The sequence below is a fragment of the Enterobacter sp. MGH120 genome, assembly GCF_001037725.1.
Taxonomy (GTDB): Bacteria; Pseudomonadota; Gammaproteobacteria; order Enterobacterales; family Enterobacteriaceae; genus Enterobacter; species Enterobacter hormaechei_C.
Window position 1 is genome coordinate 2080666 of sequence record NZ_KQ089940.1, and the last position, 18488, is coordinate 2099153.

The following is an 18488-nucleotide window of genomic DNA, read 5'->3' on the forward strand; positions in this document are numbered from 1 at the left end:
AGGGTTATTCAGGCAATCCTGCACGCATCCGCTTCCCAGCGATAACCCACGCCGTACACCGCGCGAATAAACGACTGGTCGGCGTCCAGCGCCTCCAGCTTGCGGCGCAGGTTTTTGATGTGGCTGTCGATGGTGCGGTCGGTCACCACGCGGTAATCGTCATACAGATGGTTGAGCAGCTGCTCGCGGGAAAACACTTTTCCCGGCTCGTGGGAGAGCGTTTTCAACAGGCGGAACTCCGCTGGGGTGAGATCCAATAGTTTGCTGCGCCAGCTCGCCTGGAAGCGGCTTTCATCGACGATCAGCGGGCTTTGCGCATCCAGCACCTGCAATTCACGCTGCGGCTTACAGCGGCGGAGGATGGTTTTCACCCGAGCGACCACCTCCCGCGGGCTGTAAGGCTTGCAGATGTAATCGTCGGCGCCGATTTCGAGCCCCAGCAGACGGTCGATCTCTTCGATTTTGGCCGTCACCATCACGATGGGCACATCGGAGAAACGACGAATTTCCCGGCACAGGGTCAGGCCGTCGGTACCCGGCAGCATCAGATCCAGCAGGATCAGATCCGGCGGCGTCTGGCGCACGTAGGGCAGCACCTGGTCGCCGTGGCTGATAAGCGTTGGCGCGTAGCTCGCAGCGCGCAAATAGTCGATCAGCAGTTGCCCAAGTTTAGGCTCGTCTTCCACGATCAAAATACGCGGTGTGTTGTCGTCAATCGGTAACTCGGTCATGCTTCCCTCGATAAATCCCGTTCCAGAGGTAACTCTACTGTAATGCTAACCCCGCCAAAAGGCGAATGGGCGGCGCGGATGGTGCCGCCGTGGGCCTCCACAATGTTAACGCAAATCGCCAGGCCAAGGCCGGAGCCGCCGCTGGCGCGGTTGCGTGAACCTTCGGTGCGATAGAAGCGCTCGAACAGTTTTTCCAGCTGCGCATCTTTCACGCCAGGGGCGGAGTCCGCAAAGGTCAGGGCAAAGCGCCCGTTTTCCTGCCTGCCGGAGATATGCAGCGCGCCGCCGCCGTCGGTGTAGCGGAGGCTGTTCTCCAGCAGATTATTGAACAGCTGCATCAGGCGATCTCTGTCGCCAAATACCACCGCGCTGTCCGGCAGCGAGAGGTTGATTTTCAGGTCACGGCTGGCGAAGCGTTCGCGGAATGCGCCGGTCACAACTTCAAGGATATTAATCACGTCGACTGGGGCTTTCTGGTAGGCCAGGGCGCCTTCGTCGGACATGGAAAGCTGATGCAGATCGTCCACCAGCTTGGTCAGCGTGCCGACTTCCGCCTGTAGCGAGGCCACGGATTCGGGGGTGAACTGCCGCACGCCGTCCTGAATCGCCTCCAGCTCGCCGCGCAGCACCGCCAGCGGGGTGCGCAGCTCGTGCGAAATGTCGGCCATAAAATCGCGGCGCATCTGCTGGTTTTTTTCCAGCGTGCTGGCGAGCTGGTTGAAGTCCTGCGCCAGCTTGCCCAGTTCATCCTGGCTGCGGGTGTCCACGCGGGTCGAGAAATCACCCGCCGCCAGCTTGTGCGTGCCTTCCACCAGGCGCTTAACCGGCGCCAGCAGGCCGCGCGCCAGCGGGAAGGTGGCGAGCGCCGCAAGCAGGGTAGAAAGCGCGACAATCAGCCAGCTGGTCTGACGCTGCTGGCGGTCAAAGTTGATGTCGGTGTTGCGCGTCAGCCGCTCGACCGGCGAGGCGATAACCCAGCCCACCGTCGCGCCGTTCGAGGTGATGGCGCGCTTTGTACCGTCCGGCGGTACCGGAGAGCGTGGGCCAACGAGCACGCGCATCTCCTGATCTATCACCCAGAACTGGGTGCGCCAGCCGTGCGGCGGCATGCCCGGCCCCGGGCGGTCGTCGTCATTATCGTGCTCCAGCGAGCGCAGGATTTGAAACACAAAGCGATCGTTATTGCGCAGAAAACGCCAGTTACCGTGCAGGCTATACTGTTCGCCCAGCGCGTCGCTTAAGCCCTGTAGTCGCTGTTCGTTACCGTGCTTAATGTAGTCAATAAAGCCGCGCTCAAAGCTGACCCGCACCGCCCAGTGCATGGTAATCAGCAGAACGATACAGGTGGCGAAAATCGCCACAAAAAGCTTACCGGTGATCCCCGGACGCCAGAATTTCATGGTGCACTCCTTTTGCCGCGTCGGATCACGACGTTTTTGGTCGTGTCATTCGGTACTCTGACAAAGATAAAAGCGGGCAGGGCGATAATTACCGCCATGCTGAGGTAAGTGTATAAAAATACCTGATGCGCGACGGGGGTGTCGGCGCTGAGATGGTGCTGCCCGTACATGCCGAGCAGCAATCCGGCGACCGTGACCCCCACGCTCATGGAGAGCTGCATGATCATCGACAGCAGGCTGTTACCGCTGCTCGCCAGCTCGTCCGGCAGATCTTTTAGCGTCAGGGTGTTCATCGACGAGAAGCGCATGGAGTTGATGATCCCCTGGCAGAACAGCACCAGCGGCAGGATGTAGTACCAGCCCAGCAGCGCCACGGCCATAAACAGCAGACAAACCAACGCCAGCCCGATCGTGGCGGCCACCAGCACCCGTCGATAGCCAAAGCGGTTCACCACCTGCACCACAATACGCTTCATCCCCATGCTGCCGAGCACCATCGGGATCATCATCAGCCCGGCGTGGAACGGCGAGAAGCCCATCCCAATCTGTAAAAATACCGGCGTCATAAACGGCAACATGCCGCTGCCGATGCGTCCGGCAAAGCTGCCGAAGAGACCAAGACGGTAGGTGGGATTCCTGAACAGATTCAGGCTGAACAGCGCGTTAGCGTTGCCTCTGGCATGCCACAGATACCAGAGAATCGCGGTGATCCCCAGCGCCACCAGCAGGGCGAGCGACAGGGAGGAGATCCCCAACCCTTTTTGCCCGTCGAGGGCCAGGGTGAGCGTCGCCATGCCAGCCGCCAGCAGGATAAAGCCAACGAAATCAAAGCGCCGGGTCTGCATTTTATAGTTCGGCATCAGCGTCAGGGTGGCAATCGCGCCGATAATACCGACCGGCAGGTTGATCAGGAAGATCCAGTGCCAGGAGGCATACTCCACCAGAATACCGCCCAGCGCCGGGCCAAGCAGCGGGCCGACCTGACCGGGCAAGGTGACGAAGGTCATCGCCGCCATATACTGCGCGCGCGGAACAATTTTCATCACCGTTAACCGCCCGACGGGCACCATCATCGCGCCGCCGACGCCCTGTAGCACGCGCGCCATCACCAGCTGGTCGAGGGTATTGGCCTGGGCGCAAAACAGCGACCCGGTGGTAAACAGCACAATGGCGGTGAAGAAGATGTTTCGCACACCGACTTTATCCGCCAGCCAGCCGCTGGCGGGCAGCATCACGGCGACCGTCAGCACGTAGGCGACAATCACCATATGCATGTGCAGCGGGCTCTCCCCCAGGCTTTTCGCCATCGAGGGGAGGGCGGTGTTCACGATGGTCGTGTCCAGCGACTGCATAAAGAAGCCGAACGCGACGATCCACAATTGCCAGCGAACGTTACTGGGTAGGTCGGTCATTTACTCGGTCACCGTGGTTCTCTTTTTACGCGAAAAACGCAGCCGCAGTCGGTCAAAGAACAGATAGACTACCGGCGTGGTGTAGAGCGTCAGCAGCTGGCTCATCACCAGGCCGCCGACAATCGTGATCCCCAGCGGCTGGCGCAGTTCAGAGCCGTCACCACCGGATATGACCAGCGGTAGCGCACCGAACAGCGCGGCCAGCGTGGTCATCATGATCGGGCGAAAACGCAGCAGACAGGCCTGGAATATCGCCTCGTCCGGCGTCAGGTTGCCGTTACGCTGGGCGTCCAGGGCAAAGTCGACCATCATAATCGCGTTTTTCTTCACAATACCTATTAATAGCATGATCCCGATGAGCGCGATTAGGCTGAACGGGGCACCGAACAGCTCCAGCGCCAGCAGCGCCCCCACGCCCGCAGAAGGCAGCGTGGAGAGAATGGTCAACGGGTGCACATAGCTTTCGTACAGCACGCCCAGCACGATATAAACCGTGGCAATAGCCGCCAGGATCAAAATGACCTGCGAGTTCATGGTGTCCTGGAACACCTGCGCCGTACCGGCAAAGCTGCCGCGCACGGAGGAGGGCACCCCGAGCTGGGTCATGGCGCGGTTGATGGCGTCGCTGGCCTCAGACAGCGACGAGCCGGTTGGCAGGTTAAACGACACGGTCGAGGCGGCGGAAAGCCCCTGGTGGTTCACCGACAGCGGCGCGTTCGACGGCTGCCAGCTGGCGAAGTACGACAGGGGGATCGCCTTGCCGTCATTATTGATCACAAACATCTTGTCCAGCGCGCTGATGTCCTGGGTGTAGCGCGGATCAACTTCCATCACCACCTTGTACTGGTTCATCGGCTGATAGATGGTGGAGACTTCACGCTGCCCGAAGGCGTTGTTAAGCAGGCTGTTGGCCGCTTCAACGTTAATGCCCAGGCGGGACATGGTTTCGCGATCGTAGGTGAGCGCCATCTCCGCGCCGTTATTCTGGCTGTCGGAGTTCACGTCCGCCAGCTGCGGCAGCGCGGCCAGCGCTTTACGGATCTTAGGCTCCCACTCGCGCAGGGCGGCTAAGTCATCTGAGAGCAGGGTGTACTGATAGCTGGCGTTAGCCTGTCGTCCGCCGACGCGGATATCCTGAACGGCCATCAAAAACAGATTTGCCCCCGGCTCTTTGGCAAGCTTCAGCCGCAGGCGGTCAATGATCTGCTGCGCCGTTTCGTGACGTTCACCGCGCGGCTTAAGGGTAATAAACATCATCCCGCTGTTAACGCGCGAGCCGCCGGTAAAGCCGGTGACGTTATCCACGGCCGGATCTTCCCGGATGATTTTCATAAAGTCTTGCAGTTTGCCCCGCATCGCCTGGAACGAAATACTCTGGTCCGCCTGAATACCGCCCATCAGCACGCCGGTATCCTGCTCCGGGAAGAAGGTTTTCGGGATGGTGATATACATCCAGACGTTGAGGACGATGGTGCCGATCAGCACCAGCCCGACAAGACGCGAGTGGTTCAGCACCCATTTCAGCGATTTGCCATAGCCTGACTGCATCGCTATCAGGACGCGGCCAAAGCCTTTCCTGCGCGGCTGCGAGTGCGGTTGGCTGCGCTTTAGCATCCAGCCGCACATCATCGGCGTCAGCGTCAGCGAAATCACCAGGGAGATACCGATGGCGACGGAAAGCGTGACGGCAAATTCGCGCAGCAGTCGCCCCGGCAGGCCGCCCATCAGCAGCAGCGGCAGGAACACCGCCACCAGCGACAGGCTCATGGACAGGACCGTGAAGCCCACTTCGCGCGTCCCCTGAAGCGCCGCCTGGAGCGGCTTCATGCCCGCTTCCAGATGGCGCGAGATATTCTCCAGCACCACGATGGCGTCATCCACTACAAACCCGGTGGCAATCGTCAGCGCCATCAGCGACAGGTTGTTAAGACTAAACCCACACAGGTACATGGCGGCAAAGGTGCCTATCAGCGATACCGGAACCGCCACCGCCGGGATCAGCGTGGCGCGCCCCGAGCGCAGGAACAGGAACACCACCAGGATCACCAGCGCGACGGAGATAATCAGCGTTTGCTCTACCTCCTCAAGCGAGGCGCGAATGGTAGGGGAGCGGTCCTGCGCAATCTGGAGGTCGATGGCCGCCGGAATCGTTTCCTGAAGCTCCGGCAGGCGCGCGCGGATGCTGTTCACCGTCTGGATGATGTTGGCTTCCGGCAGTTTGCGGATCATCAGCAAAATCGCCGGTTTGGCGTTAGTCATCCCGGCGTTACGCACGTCCTGCACCGAATCGGTGACGCTGGCGACGTCGCTCAGGCGCACCGCCGCACCGTTGTTGTAGTGAATAATCAACGGCTGATACTCGGCGGCGGTTTTCAGCTCGTCGTTGGTCTGGATCTGCCAGCGGTGGCTGTTGTCCTCAATCGCGCCCTGCGGCTTACGCACGTTGGCGTTGCTGATGGCGGAACGCACGTCGTCCAGCGATACGCCCTGGTTAAACAGCGCCTGCGGATTCAGCCCCACGCGCACGGCGGGCAGGGAGCTGCCGCCGACGTCCACGTCGCCCACGCCGTCAATCTGGGCGATGGTTTGCGCCAGCTGGGTGGAGGCAAAATCGTACAGCTCGCCCTGGGAGTAGGTCTCTGACGTGAGCGTCAGGATCATGATCGGCGCGTCGGATGGGTTAGCCTTACGGTAGGTTGGACGGCTCGGCATGCCGCTTGGCAGCAGGCTTTGGGCGGCGTTTATCGCGGCCTGCACGTCACGCGCCGCGCCGTTGATGTCCCGGTCGAAGTTAAATTCCAGAATGATGCGCGTGCTGCCCAGCGAACTGCTGGAGGTCATCTCGTTAACCCCGGCAATTCGCCCAAGCGAGCGCTCAAGCGGCGTCGCCACCGATGACGCCATGGTTTCCGGCGAGGCACCCGGCAGCGAGGCGCTGACCATGATCACCGGGAAATCGACCTGCGGCAGCGGGGCCACCGGCAGCAGCCGGAAGCCCAGCACGCCGCACAGGGTAATAGCGACGGAGAGTAAAATCGTCGCCACCGGACGGTAAATGAAGAGGGCGAAAAACTTCACTTACGCCTCCTCTTCACGTTTCGGGAAGCGGCTTTTCGTCCACAGGGCCAGACGGTCAAACAGCAGGTAGATAACCGGCGTGGTAAACAGCGTCAGCACCTGGCTCACCAGCAGGCCGCCCACCATCCCGATGCCCAGCGGACGGCGCAGTTCGGCCCCCACGCCGGTGCTCAGCATCAGCGGCAGCGCGCCCAGCAGGGCGGCGAGGGTGGTCATCAGGATCGGACGAAAACGCAGCAGACAGGCCTGGTAAATGGCCTCGCGCGGCGCCATACCCTGCTCGCGCTCGGCGGCCAGCGCAAAGTCGATCATCATGATGGCGTTTTTCTTCACAATGCCGATAAGCAGGATGATGCCGATGATCGCAATGACGTCCAGCTCGCTCCCCGCCAGCATCAGCGCCAGCAACGCCCCCACGCCCGCTGTCGGCAGGGTGGAGAGGATGGTGATCGGATGGATAAAGCTTTCATACAGCACGCCAAGCACGATATACATCGCCACCACCGCCGCGACAATCAGCCAGACGGTGCTGCCCAGCGCGGCCTGGAACGCCAGCGTACTGCCCTGGAACTGGGTCTGAATATCGGACGGGAAGCTGAGTTCTTTCTCCGCGCCCAGAATGGCCTCCACCGCTTCGCCCAGGGAATACCCGTCCGGCACGTTGAACGAAATGGTGGTGGACGGGAACTGATCGAGATGGTTAATCGACAGTGGGGTGTGGCGCTCTTCCACGCTGGCAATGGCGCTGAGCGGCACAATCCCGCCGTCTTTGCTGGTCAGGCGCACCGTGTCCAGCGCGGCCAGCCCGGGCGTGTTTTCGGTGTTATGTTCCAGCACCACGCGATACTGGTTGGCCTGGGTATAGATGGTGGAGATCAGGCGCTGGCCAAAGGCGTTATACAGGGCGTTATCCACGTCGGACATGGTAATGCCCAGACGGCTGGCGGTATCGCGGTTGACGTTCACGTACGCCGCCAGCCCTTTATCCTGCCAGTCGCTGCTGACGTCAGAAACCTGCGGCAGTGCTTTCAGCTTGTCCACCAGCTGCGGCACCCAGGTGCTCAGTGCCTCAAGCGAGGTGGCCTGGAGCGTAAACTGGTACTGCGTGCGGCTCACCTGCGTATCAATGGTTAAATCCTGGATCGGTTGCAGATACAGCTCAATGCCCGGCACGCGCGCCACCGCGCTTTGCAGGCGTTCAATCACCGCGTTAACGCGATCGTCGCGGTCATCGAGCGGTTTAAGGTTAATTTGCAGGCGCGCGCTGTTGAGCGACGGGTTGGTGCCGTCCACGCCCACGTAGGCAGTCAGGCTTTCCACGGCCGGATCTTTCATGATGATCTCAGACACCTGCTGCTGGCGCTGCGCCATGTTGGCGAAGGAGACCGTCTGCGGCGCCTGAAGCGTGCCCTGAATAATGCCGTTGTCCTGAATCGGGAAGAAGCCTTTCGGAATGAAAATCCACAGCATGACGCTGAGCGCCAGGGTGCCGAGCGCCACGCCGAGCGTTGCCCACGGATGGTTCAGCACTTTCGCCAGCACGCGGCCGTAGGCGGCGATAATGCGCTCGAACATCCGCTCGGAGGCGCGCGAGAAGCGGTTTTGCTTGCGCAGGGACTCGTGGCTCAGCATGCGGGCGCACATCATCGGCGTCAGCGTCAGCGACACCACGGCAGAGATCAGAATGGCGACCGCCAGCGTCACGGCAAACTCGCGGAATAGCCGCCCGACGATATCGCCCATAAACAGCAGCGGGATCAGCACCGCAATCAGCGAGAAGGTGAGCGAGATAATGGTAAAGCCGATCTCCCCCGCGCCCTTCAGCGCGGCGGCTAACGGCTTTTCACCTTTTTCGATATAGCGCGAGATGTTCTCGATTACCACGATGGCGTCGTCCACCACAAACCCGGTGGCGATGGTGAGCGCCATCAGCGTCAGGTTGTTAATCGAGAAGTCGAGGAACACCATCACCGCGAACGTTCCGACCAGCGAGAGCGGCACGGCGACGGCGGGAATGATGGTTGCCGGGACGTTGCGCAGGAACAGGTAGATGATCATCACCACCAGCGCAATCGCCAGCATCAGCTCGAACTGGGTGTCGGTCACTGACGCGCGAATATTCGTGGTGCGGTCAGAGAGCACTTTCACGCTGACCGATTTTGGCAGGCTTTCCACCAGCTGCGGCAGCATGGTGCGAATGCTGTCGGCGGTATCAATAATGTTCGCGCCCGGCTGGCGCTGAACGTTCATGACAATCGCCTGCTGCTTATTGGCCCACGCCCCGAGCCAGCTGTTTTCCGCGCCTTGTTCAACGGTTGCCACGTCGCCCAGGCGGATCGGCGCGCCGTTCTGGTAGGCAATGATCAGCTGACGGTACTCATCGGCGGACTGCATCTGGTCGTTGGCGGAGAGCGTGACCGCGCGGGTCGGGCCGTCCAGCGAACCCTTCGCTGAGTTGACGTTGGCGCTGCTGATGGCGGTGCGGATGGTTTCGCTGGTTAACCCCAGCGCGGCAATGGCCTGGGCATTCAGTTTGACGCGCACGGCGGGGCGTTGACCGCCCGCCAGCGTCACCAGCCCCACGCCGGTCACCTGCGAAATCTTCTGCGCCACGCGGGTTTCAACCATGTCTTCCACCTGGGTCATCGGCATGGCGGAGGAGGTGACGGCAAGGGTCATGATCGGCGGATCCGCCGGGTTGACCTTGCTGTAAACAGGTGGATTCGGCAGGTCAGACGGCAGCAGGTTTGTGGCGGCGTTAATCGCGGCCTGCACCTCCTGCTCAGCGACGTCCAGCGACAGCGTGAGCTGGAACTGAAGCGTGACGACCGAAGCGCCACCGGAGCTCTGGGACGACATTTGCTTCAGGCCAGACATCTGGCCAAACTGACGCTCCAGCGGGGCGGTGATGGCGGACGTCACCACATCCGGACTGGCGCCCGGATAGAGGGTGACAACCTGAATGGTCGGGTAGTCCACTTCCGGCAGCGCCGACACGGGCAGAAAACGGTAGCCAATGATCCCGGCCAGCAGGATCGCCACCATCAACAGGGTCGTCGCAACCGGACGTAAGATAAACAGGCGTGATGGCCCACCTGTAGAGCTCGGCGGCATCACCTGCATCAGGCTTTTGCTCCTGTATCCTGTGCTTCCACCACCTCGACCTGCGCCCCTTCGGTCAGACGGTCAATACCGTCGGTCACGACGCGGTCGCCAGCGGACAGCCCGGCGCTGATCACCACCGTCTGGCTGTCCTGGATGCCGGTTTTCACCAGGTGTTTGCTGACCTTGTTTTCGCTGTTCAGCACCCAGACAAAGTTGCCTTCACTGCCCATTTGCAGGGCCGCCGTCGGGATCACCACCGCGTTTTCTTCGGTCGCGACCAGCATTCGCGCGTTGACGAACTGATTCGGGAACAGGGCATCGTCCTGATTGTTGAAGCGTGCTTTTAGCTTGATGGTGCCGGTGGTGGTGTCGATCTGGTTATCCAGGCTCAACAGCGAACCTTCGCTCAGCTTCTGCTTGTTGGTGCGATCCCAGGCTTCAACCACCAGCGCTTTTCCGGCCTTCTGCGCCTGTATCACCGTCGCAATGTCGCTTTCCGGCAGGGTAAAGACGAGATCGATAGGGTGCGTCTGGGTGATCACCACGATGCCCGTGGTATCGCCGCTGGAGATTTGGTTCCCGATATCAACCTGTTTCAGGCCCACGCGGCCGTCAATCGGCGCGGTGATCCGGCTCCAGTCGAGCTGGAGCTGGGCGCTGGCGACCGCGGCTTCGTCGGCCTTGATGGTGCCCTGAGATTCACTGACCAGGGACTGCTGGGTGTCCAGCTCCTGGCGCGACACGAGGTTGGTTTTTACCAGCTGCTGATAGCGGGCTAAATCGCGGCGGGCATTGGCGAGGGTGGCTTTGTCTTTCGCGAGCTGCCCCTGCGCCTGCGCCAGGGCCACCTTAAACTGGCTTGGATCGATTTCCGCCAGCAGATCGCCGGCTTTTACCTGCTGACCTTCCTGGAAATGGATGGCCATCAACTGACCGTCCACGCGGCTACGTACCGTCACGGTGTTGGCGGCGGTGATGGTTCCCAGCCCGGAGAGATAACGAGGCACCGCTTTATTCACCGCCGTTGCCGCCTGCACCGGTGCCAGCGCACCGCCGCGCATAGCGTGGCGCCCGCCGCCCGTTGAGCGTTGTGAGGGGCTATTAGCGCCAGCAGGTGCCGTGGAGTTCGCGGACTGGCTGTGCCAGTACCAGGCGGCGGCCAGGACCACCACAATCAGACCAACGGCGATTGCCCAGCGGGATTTGTTACTGCCTTTCATCGTTATACGTTCTCATCCTGAAACTCTTTCGGGGAATGATACTAGTTTAGTCAGCTAACACAGCGAAAAAATGGAGGAAATATGGAAGACTGTCGGGAATTGTCTGAGTGTGGCGCGCTGTTTCGCCTTCGCCGGGTGGCGCTGCGCTTACCCGGCCTACGGTTGGAGGATCTTGTAGGCCGGGTAAGGCGAAGCCGCCACCCGGCACAACCCCATTAGCTAAACACCACCTGCGCCCAGCGCGCCAGCCCTGCCGTAACGGAGCCAAAGTCGTCGCCGCCGGCAATCGGGATCCCCGGCAGCTGTTCCGCCAGCGCTTTCTTGATCAGCGGCGAACGGGCGCTACCGCCAGTCAGGTAAATTACGTCCGGCTTCACGTTGCCGTTCTCAAGCGCCAGTTGCACCTGCTCCAGAATACGCTGAAGCGGCTGAGTCAGCGCCATTTCCAGCCCTTCCTGGGTGATTGCCGTAGCCAGATCGTCACTGATAAACGGCAGCGAAACCGCATGCTCTGGACGATCGGAAAGGGCAATTTTGCTCTCTTCGGCGGTGCGCACCACGCGGTAGCTCAGGCGCTGACGCCACACCTTATACAGAAGTGCGACCTTCTCTGCATCCTGCGCATCACGCACCAGATCGTTGAGGAAACGGCCATTCGCGGTGCTGTAAAAATCACTCTGGGCAGGGACGTCGTTGATGGCAATCGCGTTCCACCACGGCAGGATCGGCAGGGCGATGCCTTTCTCGGTTTGACCGCCCATACCGAGCAGCGGCATCAGGCTCTTGAAGGCCAGGGCAATATCAAGATCGTTACCGCCCACGCGGCAGCCGCTGTGCCCCAGCAGACTATTTTCACGATCGCGACGGTGATGCCACTGGGGACCCATCAGCAGTAATGAACAGTCCGTCGTACCGCCGCCGATGTCCACCACCAGCACCCGTTTCTCTTCCGTCAGCGTGGCTTCAAAATCCAGCCCCGCCGCAACCGGCTCATACTGGAACACCACGTCACGGAAGCCTGCCCGGTGCGCTGCACGCTCAAGGATCCCCTGCGCCTGCTGGTTGGCTTCGTCGCCGCCCAGCCCCTGAAAGTTAATCGGACGGCCAATCACCGCCTGGGTGATGGCATCCGGCACCTGGGACTGCGCCTGATTGCGGATGTGCAGCATCATCGCGCAGACCAGATCTTCAAACATCGCCACCTGCTGCGGCTTCAGGCCGCTGGCGCCGAGGAAGGATTTCGGCGATTTAACGAAGTAGACCTCTTCCGGGTCTTCAATGTACTGCCCGAGGGAAGAGAGGCCGAACTGCACGCTGGACGGGGTAACGTCGATATCTTCCTCGCGGTTAAAGCTGACCGCACGGCGCAGCAGCGCCTGGGTCTCCGCCGCCGTGGCCGGAACCTGATGGTGGCGGAACAGCCACTCGCTCACCGCTTCACGCGTGGGCGCACAAAGCATTGACGGCAACAGCGTACTGCCGTTTTCCATTTTCAGGAGCTGCGGTTGTCCGTTTTGCATTATCGCAACCGAGCAGTTTGCGGTGCCGTAGTCGAATCCAATAAACACAATAAATCCCCATGCCGGTGAGAAGGGGCGAGACTTTAGCGAAATGTCTGCCAGGCGACAACAGGAATATGAAAGCAAGGCGCAAGGCGATCTTTCGGTTTATGCTGAGGTAAATACAAAAGGAGAGACGATGTACACCCTGAACTGGCAACCGCCCTACGACTGGTCGTGGATGTTTGGCTTTCTTGCCGCGCGTGCGGTCACGGGGGTTGAAACCGTTACGGAGGATTACTACGAGCGCAGTTTTGGCTATGCCGGGCACCAGGGCGTTTTCCGGGTTACGCCAGACAGCGCAACCCCTACGCTGGCGGTGTCGCTCAGCCCTGGCCTGATCCCGGTGGCGGATATCTGCCTCGACCGCATCTCCCGCCTGTTTGACCTCGATTGCGACCCGCTGCACATTGCGCAGACTCTCGGCGAGCTCGGCGCGGCGCGGCCGGGCTTACGTTTGCCCGGCGCGATGGATGCATACGAGCAGGGCGTGCGCGCCATTCTCGGGCAACTGGTGAGCGTGGCGATGGCGGCAAAACTGGCGTCACGGGTGGTGGCGCTGTGCGGTGAACCCATTGAGGATGCGCCGGGCTATCTCTGCTTTCCTCCGCCAGAGGTGCTGGCCGCGGCAGATCCGCTGGCGTTGAAAGCCCTCGGGATGCCGCTCAGGCGTGCGGAGTCGTTGATTCATCTGGCGCAGTCGGTGGTGGACGGTGAATTCCCGCTGTTCCCGCCTGCGAACGTTGAGGCCGGGATGAAGGCGCTACAGCAGCGCCCCGGCATCGGGCGCTGGACCGCGAATTATCTGGCCCTGCGCGGCTGGCAGGCGAAGGATGTTTTCCTGCCGGATGACTATCTGATTAAACAGCGCTTTGCCGGTATGACGCCCGCGCAGATCCGTCGCTATGCCGAACGCTGGCAGCCGTGGCGCTCGTATGCGCTGTTACATATCTGGTACACCGACGGCTGGTCGCCGTCAGTTGATGGCGAAATAGCTGGTATTCAGCAGTAGATCGAGCGGCTGCGCTTCCCCGATGGTGTCGCCGTAAATAAAATCAACGCCGATGCCCGACAGCGTATCCATCATGATCGACTGATGGCATGGCCCGGCAATGGTTTTTATGCCCAGACGCTGGGCGTGGCCCTGAATGATTGTCACCATCATCTCATCCATCAGATTGCCGTGGACGTTGGTCACCATGTCTGTATCCAGCAGCAGATAATCGGCGGTGTTGGCGCTGAGCTGGCTGAAGACGTTCATATCGCGTCCGACCCGGGTCAGCACCACGCGACAGCCGGCCTGACGAAGCTTTTGCAGACCCTGCTGCACGTTTTCATCCGTATTGCTCAGCACATCAACGGCGATCGCCAGATGCAGCAGCCGCGCCGGCAGCGGACCTCTGGTGATCAGGTCGAGCAGCTCATCCACCAGCGTGACGCTGGCTAAACCCGCTTCTGAGAGCGGCAGCGCGACGCCCATTCCTTTGGCCGCCACCTGTGCGGCATAGGTACGGAAAAATTCGCTGAATATCCGTCGGTCCAGGGCGTGCAGCAGCTCCGGCTCCGCCAGCCCGGCGCGGAAGGCATGCTCTTCCAGCACTTCCCCCTGGCTGGTCCACAGCCGCAAGGAAATCAGCCAGAAGCTACTGCTCTCGGGAATGCGCGGCGAGGCGACGCTGCGGGCGATCATCAGCAGATGGTTATCTTTAATCATGTGCCACTGCTCGTCCAGCGACATCATGCTGCGCGTGCTGTGGATCCGCTCCTGCTGGGGTTCGTAGACGGTGACCACGCCGCGCCCGCTGTTTTTCGAGGCGTAGCAGGCGATATCGGCCTGAGACATCACTTCCGCAGCCTGGTAATTGGTGTCGTCAATCAGCGTAATCCCCGCGCTGGCGCCAATGCGGTGCAGGCGTCCTTCCCAGGAAAAATGATAGTTGTTGATGGCGTCGATCAACCGGCCCGCAATATAGCGTGCGCTTTCGACGTTGCAGTCCGGCAGCAGCAGGCCAAACTCGTCGCCGCCCAGACGCGCCAGCACGTCGCTGGAGCGCAGCATGGTCAGCATTAGCGAAGAGAGTTCGCGCAGGAGAGCGTCGCCCGCCGCGTGGCCTGCCGTATCGTTCACCGCCTTGAAACGGTCAAGATCGATAAAGACCAGCGCGTGACGCTGATGGGTCTCCTGTACCGTCTGCAACAGGCGCTTAAGGTGGTTTTCAAAGCTGACGCGGTTCGCCAGGTGGGTAAGGGCGTCATGGGAAGCGCTGTAGCTCAGCTGGCGCAGCATTTTGCGCGACTCGGTGACGTCCTGAATCACCAGCACCGAGCCGATGGTGTGCCCTTCCAGAGTGCTGAGGGGGGTAATGCTGTAATGAATGTCGAAACTGCCGCCATTGCGGCAGTTAAGCACCACATCCTGTTCGATATCGGTACGGGACATATCGCCGCTGTGGATGTTTTCCATTAACGGACCGTTCTCGCCGAAGGTAATGTGCAGCACCTTCAGAACGGGCTGACCCAGCGCTTCGCTTTGCGACCAGCCGCTCATCTTCTCGGCGACCGGGTTCATAAAGGTGATGTTCATGTCGATGTCGGTACACAGCACCGCTTCGCCGATGGAGTCGAGGGTGATATGCAGGCGCTCTTTTTCCTGGAACAGCGCCTCGTTCAGCTGCTTCACCTCGGTCATATCCATGTTGATCCCTAACAGCCGCTCCACTTCGCCCTGTTTGTTCAGCACCCGGTTCGCCAGCGAACGAATGTGGCGAATGCCATCCTTGACGCGAATGCGAAATTCCAGCTTGAAAGGTACCCTGGCCTGGAGTGACTCACGCAGGACCTGTTCGGCGTGCGTACGATCTTCAGGCACCATGGCCGCATGCCAGAGCTGCCAGGTGGGTTTAATGTGCGAGGGGATCTCGTACAGCTCAAACATCCGTTTATCCCAGCTGATTACGTCCGGCTCGAGATCCCACTCCCAAATCCCGATTCCGCCGGCTTCGTTAGCGAGAGTGATACGCTCCATCAGACGCTTATTCACCCACTCGGTCTGTTTCAGATCGTTGATGTCTTCAATCTGGGCAATAAAGTAGAGCGGGGTGCCGTCGGCATGGCGCACAACGGAGACGGCCAGCAGCGCCCACACTACCTCGCCGCTGCGGGTGTAGTAGCGTTTTTCGAGGGTGTAGGTGTTGATCTCGCCGTGAATCAGCTGTTGCAGCTGCTCCAGGTCGGTATTTAAATCTTCCGGCCAGGTTAACTGCTGGAACGTGAGCGACTGAAGCTCAGACTGGCTGTAACCGAGGAAATTGCACAGAGCCTTGTTGGCCTGGAGCCACTGGCCCTCAATGCCCACCAGCGCCATACCAATCGCGGAATACTCCATCGCATTGCGAAAACGTTCTTCGCTTTCCGTAATATGTTTACGCTCGGCCCTGAAGGCATACATCACCATCGTCATAATGTTGGCGGGGAGCAGCATCATCAGGAAGGGGAGCCACGGCGCGTTGAAGGTGACGATCATGCTGGAGGGCGTCATGGAGAGCGGATTTCGCGCCATCATCAGGGACACCATCATGATGGTGAATAAAAATATCAGGAACGCTTCCATACGCGGCAGACGTACCGCGCTCCACATCAGCAGAACGATAATGCAGGTGAATGGCCACGGCAGCCAGGTGATTGCCGTCCAGCTAAGAACCAGCGTGACGACCAGGGTCACCAGCGTTTCCAGCAGCAGTTTCGGGTTGCGGTGGCGCAGCAGGTAATGCGGCTTAAACAGCAGACCTAACGGCACCAGCGCCAGTGCGCCAATGGCTTCTGAAAGTACCCAGACAAGGAAATTACGCAGCGGCTCCGCGCTCGGCACCAGAAAATGAACCAGAACGCCCCCCACCAGCGGCGGCACCAGGGCACTGCCGAGGGCAAGCCGGACCCAGTCGTTGAGGTTTTGCAGCGGATTATACCAGGGGAGCAGCTTACGCAGTAACAGCGCGCCAACCGTGGCCTCAATGATATTGATCGCCGTGTAGGTGATGTTGATCGATGCCCATGAGAAGAGCATCCACGAGGCAAAAATATTGCCAAAGGAGCAGGCGAGCGCAATGCCGGGCCACATTTTTCCCGCATGGCGGTAAAACGCCACCATCATAATTGAAGTCGGGAACCATAGTGGCGCCAGCAGCGTACCGAAGCGAGTCAGCTCGAGGGAAAATAAGGTGAAGATGAACGTGACCAGACCCAGACAGACAAGCCGCAGTAAAGGATGTGGGGTAGTAACCAAAACCCGCTGGTATTGTTTATTCATTACCGCTCTATCCAGGGACGCCATGTTGTCAGGAGCCAGGTCCGGACGCGTGAAATTAATAATTTGGTTTATGCTAGTACAAACATTTTACAATTCATATGCTGAGTGGTCAGATTTTGACTTCATAGACTTATAAAATAGTTACTCTGCGAAGAAGGGTGATGAAATGGCGAAAAACCGCGCGTAAAAATTTTGCTAAAGGCGTGAAACAGCGCTTTTCAGCCCGCCTCGCATAACCTGCGCATTCGACTGGTATCACGCCCCCGAAATCCCTATAATTGCCGCGTTTGACGCTCCGGCGTCGTCCTTCCTTACATCCAGGTTAATCAGGTCGCTAAATTTATGACTGATAAGTCTCATCAGTGCGTCATCATAGGCATCGCCGGCGCATCGGCTTCAGGTAAAAGTCTTATTGCCAGTACGCTTTATCGCGAACTGCGTGAACAAGTGGGTGATGAGCATATCGGTGTGATTCCCGAAGATAGCTATTACAAAGATCAATCCCATCTTTCGATGGAAGAGCGCGTAAAAACCAACTACGACCACCCCAGTGCGATGGATCACAGCCTGCTGTTCCAGCATCTGGAAGCGCTGAAGCGCGGCGAGGCGATTGAGCTGCCCGTCTACAGCTACGTGGAACATACCCGCACCCAGGAAACGATCCGTATCGAGCCCAAGAAGGTGATTATCCTTGAAGGGATTTTGCTGCTCACCGACGCCCGTCTGCGCGAATCTATGAACTTCTCGATTTTCGTCGACACTCCGCTGGATATCTGTCTGATGCGGCGTATTAAACGCGACGTTAACGAACGCGGCCGCTCCATGGACTCCGTGATGGCGCAATATCAGAAAACCGTTCGCCCGATGTTCCTGCAATTTATTGAGCCTTCGAAACAATACGCCGATATTATCGTGCCTCGCGGCGGTAAAAACCGTATTGCCATTGATATCTTAAAAGCGAAAATCAGTCAGTTTTTTGAATAAGCCGTGTGAATTGTGTACCGTTCAGAGATAACCTGGTTTTGCCCTGACGCCGTAAGGCTTCAGGGCGCGATGCACGAAAGGAGAAAGTGCCATGCGTCTTTGTGACCGCGATATAGAAGCCTGGCTGGATGAAGGCCGCCTGTCTATCACCCCGCGTCCGCCGGTTGAGCGTATTAACGGCGTGACCGTCGATGTGCGTCTGGGGAATAAATTCCGCACCTTCAGCGGCCACACGGCACCGTTTATCGACCTCAGCGGGCCAAAAGACGAAGTCAGTGCGGCGCTGGATCGCGTCATGAGCGACGAAATCGTCATCGAAGAAGGAGAGGCGTTTTATCTCCATCCTGGCGAACTGGCGCTGGCGGTGACCTTTGAATCGGTCACGCTGCCTGCGGACCTGGTCGGCTGGCTTGACGGACGCTCTTCCCTGGCGCGTCTGGGCCTGATGGTGCACGTCACCGCGCACCGTATCGATCCGGGCTGGTCTGGCCGTATCGTGCTGGAGTTCTTTAACGCCGGTAAATTGCCGCTGGCGCTTCGTCCGGGAATGATGATTGGTGCGTTGAGCTTTGAACCGCTGACCGGCCCGGCAGACCGTCCTTATAACCGCCGTCAGGACGCAAAATATCGCGACCAGCAGGGTGCGGTTGCCAGTCGTATCGATAAAGACTGATCTGTGAGTTCACTGAGGAA

At 59.7% G+C, this 18488-nt stretch carries 11 protein-coding genes; 3 read left to right on the forward strand and 8 right to left on the reverse strand.

The annotated features are described in order from the left end of the window. Positions 1 to 8 precede the first annotated feature (8 nt). From baeR to yegD, 7 genes are all read right to left on the reverse strand, one after another. Positions 9 to 731 carry an envelope stress response regulator BaeR gene (baeR, locus tag SK54_RS09835; RefSeq protein WP_015572364.1) on the reverse strand — a complete coding sequence of 241 codons (723 nt, stop codon included), beginning with the start codon at positions 729 to 731 and terminating at the stop codon, positions 9 to 11. Then, positions 728 to 2131 (reverse strand): envelope stress sensor histidine kinase BaeS, encoded by a 1404-nt coding sequence (baeS, locus tag SK54_RS09840; RefSeq protein WP_015572365.1) that lies wholly within the window; start codon positions 2129 to 2131, stop codon positions 728 to 730. Before baeS ends, baeR begins: the two co-directional genes overlap by 4 nt. Beyond that, positions 2128 to 3543 (reverse strand): MFS transporter, encoded by a 1416-nt coding sequence (locus SK54_RS09845; protein ID WP_048247104.1) that lies wholly within the window; start codon positions 3541 to 3543, stop codon positions 2128 to 2130. The genes baeS and SK54_RS09845 overlap by 4 nt, the downstream gene beginning before the upstream one ends. Continuing rightward, positions 3544 to 6621: a multidrug efflux RND transporter permease subunit MdtC gene (gene mdtC / locus SK54_RS09850; RefSeq protein ID WP_048247105.1), complete on the reverse strand. Its 3078-nt coding sequence runs from the start codon at positions 6619 to 6621 to the stop codon at positions 3544 to 3546. It lies immediately after the preceding gene. Next, positions 6622 to 9744 (reverse strand): MdtB/MuxB family multidrug efflux RND transporter permease subunit, encoded by a 3123-nt coding sequence (locus tag SK54_RS09855; RefSeq protein ID WP_017383264.1) that lies wholly within the window; start codon positions 9742 to 9744, stop codon positions 6622 to 6624. Further along, positions 9744 to 10946, reverse strand: coding sequence for an MdtA/MuxA family multidrug efflux RND transporter periplasmic adaptor subunit (locus tag SK54_RS09860; protein WP_017693081.1), 1203 nt, complete (start codon positions 10944 to 10946; stop codon positions 9744 to 9746). Before SK54_RS09860 ends, SK54_RS09855 begins: the two co-directional genes overlap by 1 nt. Positions 10947 to 11161: 215 nt before the next feature. Further along, entirely contained in the window at positions 11162 to 12514 is a 1353-nt protein-coding gene (yegD, locus tag SK54_RS09865) for a molecular chaperone (RefSeq protein ID WP_017383266.1), read from the reverse strand. 130 nt (positions 12515 to 12644) lie between these two features. Between yegD and alkA the strand changes: the two genes are divergently transcribed. Further along, positions 12645 to 13517, forward strand: a complete 873-nt coding sequence (gene alkA / locus SK54_RS09870) for a DNA-3-methyladenine glycosylase 2 (protein ID WP_017693082.1) — start codon at positions 12645 to 12647, stop codon at positions 13515 to 13517. On the opposite strand, the gene SK54_RS09875 is transcribed toward alkA, so the two are convergent. Continuing rightward, a complete protein-coding gene (locus tag SK54_RS09875) occupies positions 13482 to 16811 on the reverse strand; it encodes a diguanylate cyclase (RefSeq protein WP_048247106.1) in 3330 nt (1109 codons plus the stop codon). The genes alkA and SK54_RS09875 overlap by 36 nt on opposite strands. Positions 16812 to 17153: 342 nt before the next feature. Between SK54_RS09875 and udk the strand changes: the two genes are divergently transcribed. Together udk and dcd are read left to right on the forward strand one after the other, a co-directional pair. Continuing rightward, positions 17154 to 17795 (forward strand): uridine kinase, encoded by a 642-nt coding sequence (gene udk, locus SK54_RS09880; RefSeq protein ID WP_000130320.1) that lies wholly within the window; start codon positions 17154 to 17156, stop codon positions 17793 to 17795. 91 nt (positions 17796 to 17886) lie between these two features. Continuing rightward, complete coding sequence (gene dcd / locus SK54_RS09885) at positions 17887 to 18468, forward strand: dCTP deaminase (RefSeq protein WP_006811250.1); 582 nt, start codon at positions 17887 to 17889, stop codon at positions 18466 to 18468. The last annotated feature ends 20 nt before the right edge of the window (positions 18469 to 18488 follow it).

Bases quoted from the DNA above. Each gene is read 5' to 3' on its own strand.
- baeR (WP_015572364.1), bottom strand. From the start codon at position 731: ATGACCGAGTTACCGATTGACGACAACACACCGCGTATTTTGATCGTG.
- baeS (WP_015572365.1), bottom strand. From the start codon at position 2,131: ATGAAATTCTGGCGTCCGGGGATCACCGGTAAGCTTTTTGTGGCGATT.
- SK54_RS09845 (WP_048247104.1), bottom strand. From the start codon at position 3,543: ATGACCGACCTACCCAGTAACGTTCGCTGGCAATTGTGGATCGTCGCG.
- SK54_RS09855 (WP_017383264.1), bottom strand. From the start codon at position 9,744: ATGCAGGTGATGCCGCCGAGCTCTACAGGTGGGCCATCACGCCTGTTT.
- SK54_RS09860 (WP_017693081.1), bottom strand. From the start codon at position 10,946: ATGAAAGGCAGTAACAAATCCCGCTGGGCAATCGCCGTTGGTCTGATT.
- alkA (WP_017693082.1), top strand. From the start codon at position 12,645: ATGTACACCCTGAACTGGCAACCGCCCTACGACTGGTCGTGGATGTTT.
- SK54_RS09875 (WP_048247106.1), bottom strand. From the start codon at position 16,811: ATGAATAAACAATACCAGCGGGTTTTGGTTACTACCCCACATCCTTTA.
- udk (WP_000130320.1), top strand. From the start codon at position 17,154: ATGACTGATAAGTCTCATCAGTGCGTCATCATAGGCATCGCCGGCGCA.
- dcd (WP_006811250.1), top strand. From the start codon at position 17,887: ATGCGTCTTTGTGACCGCGATATAGAAGCCTGGCTGGATGAAGGCCGC.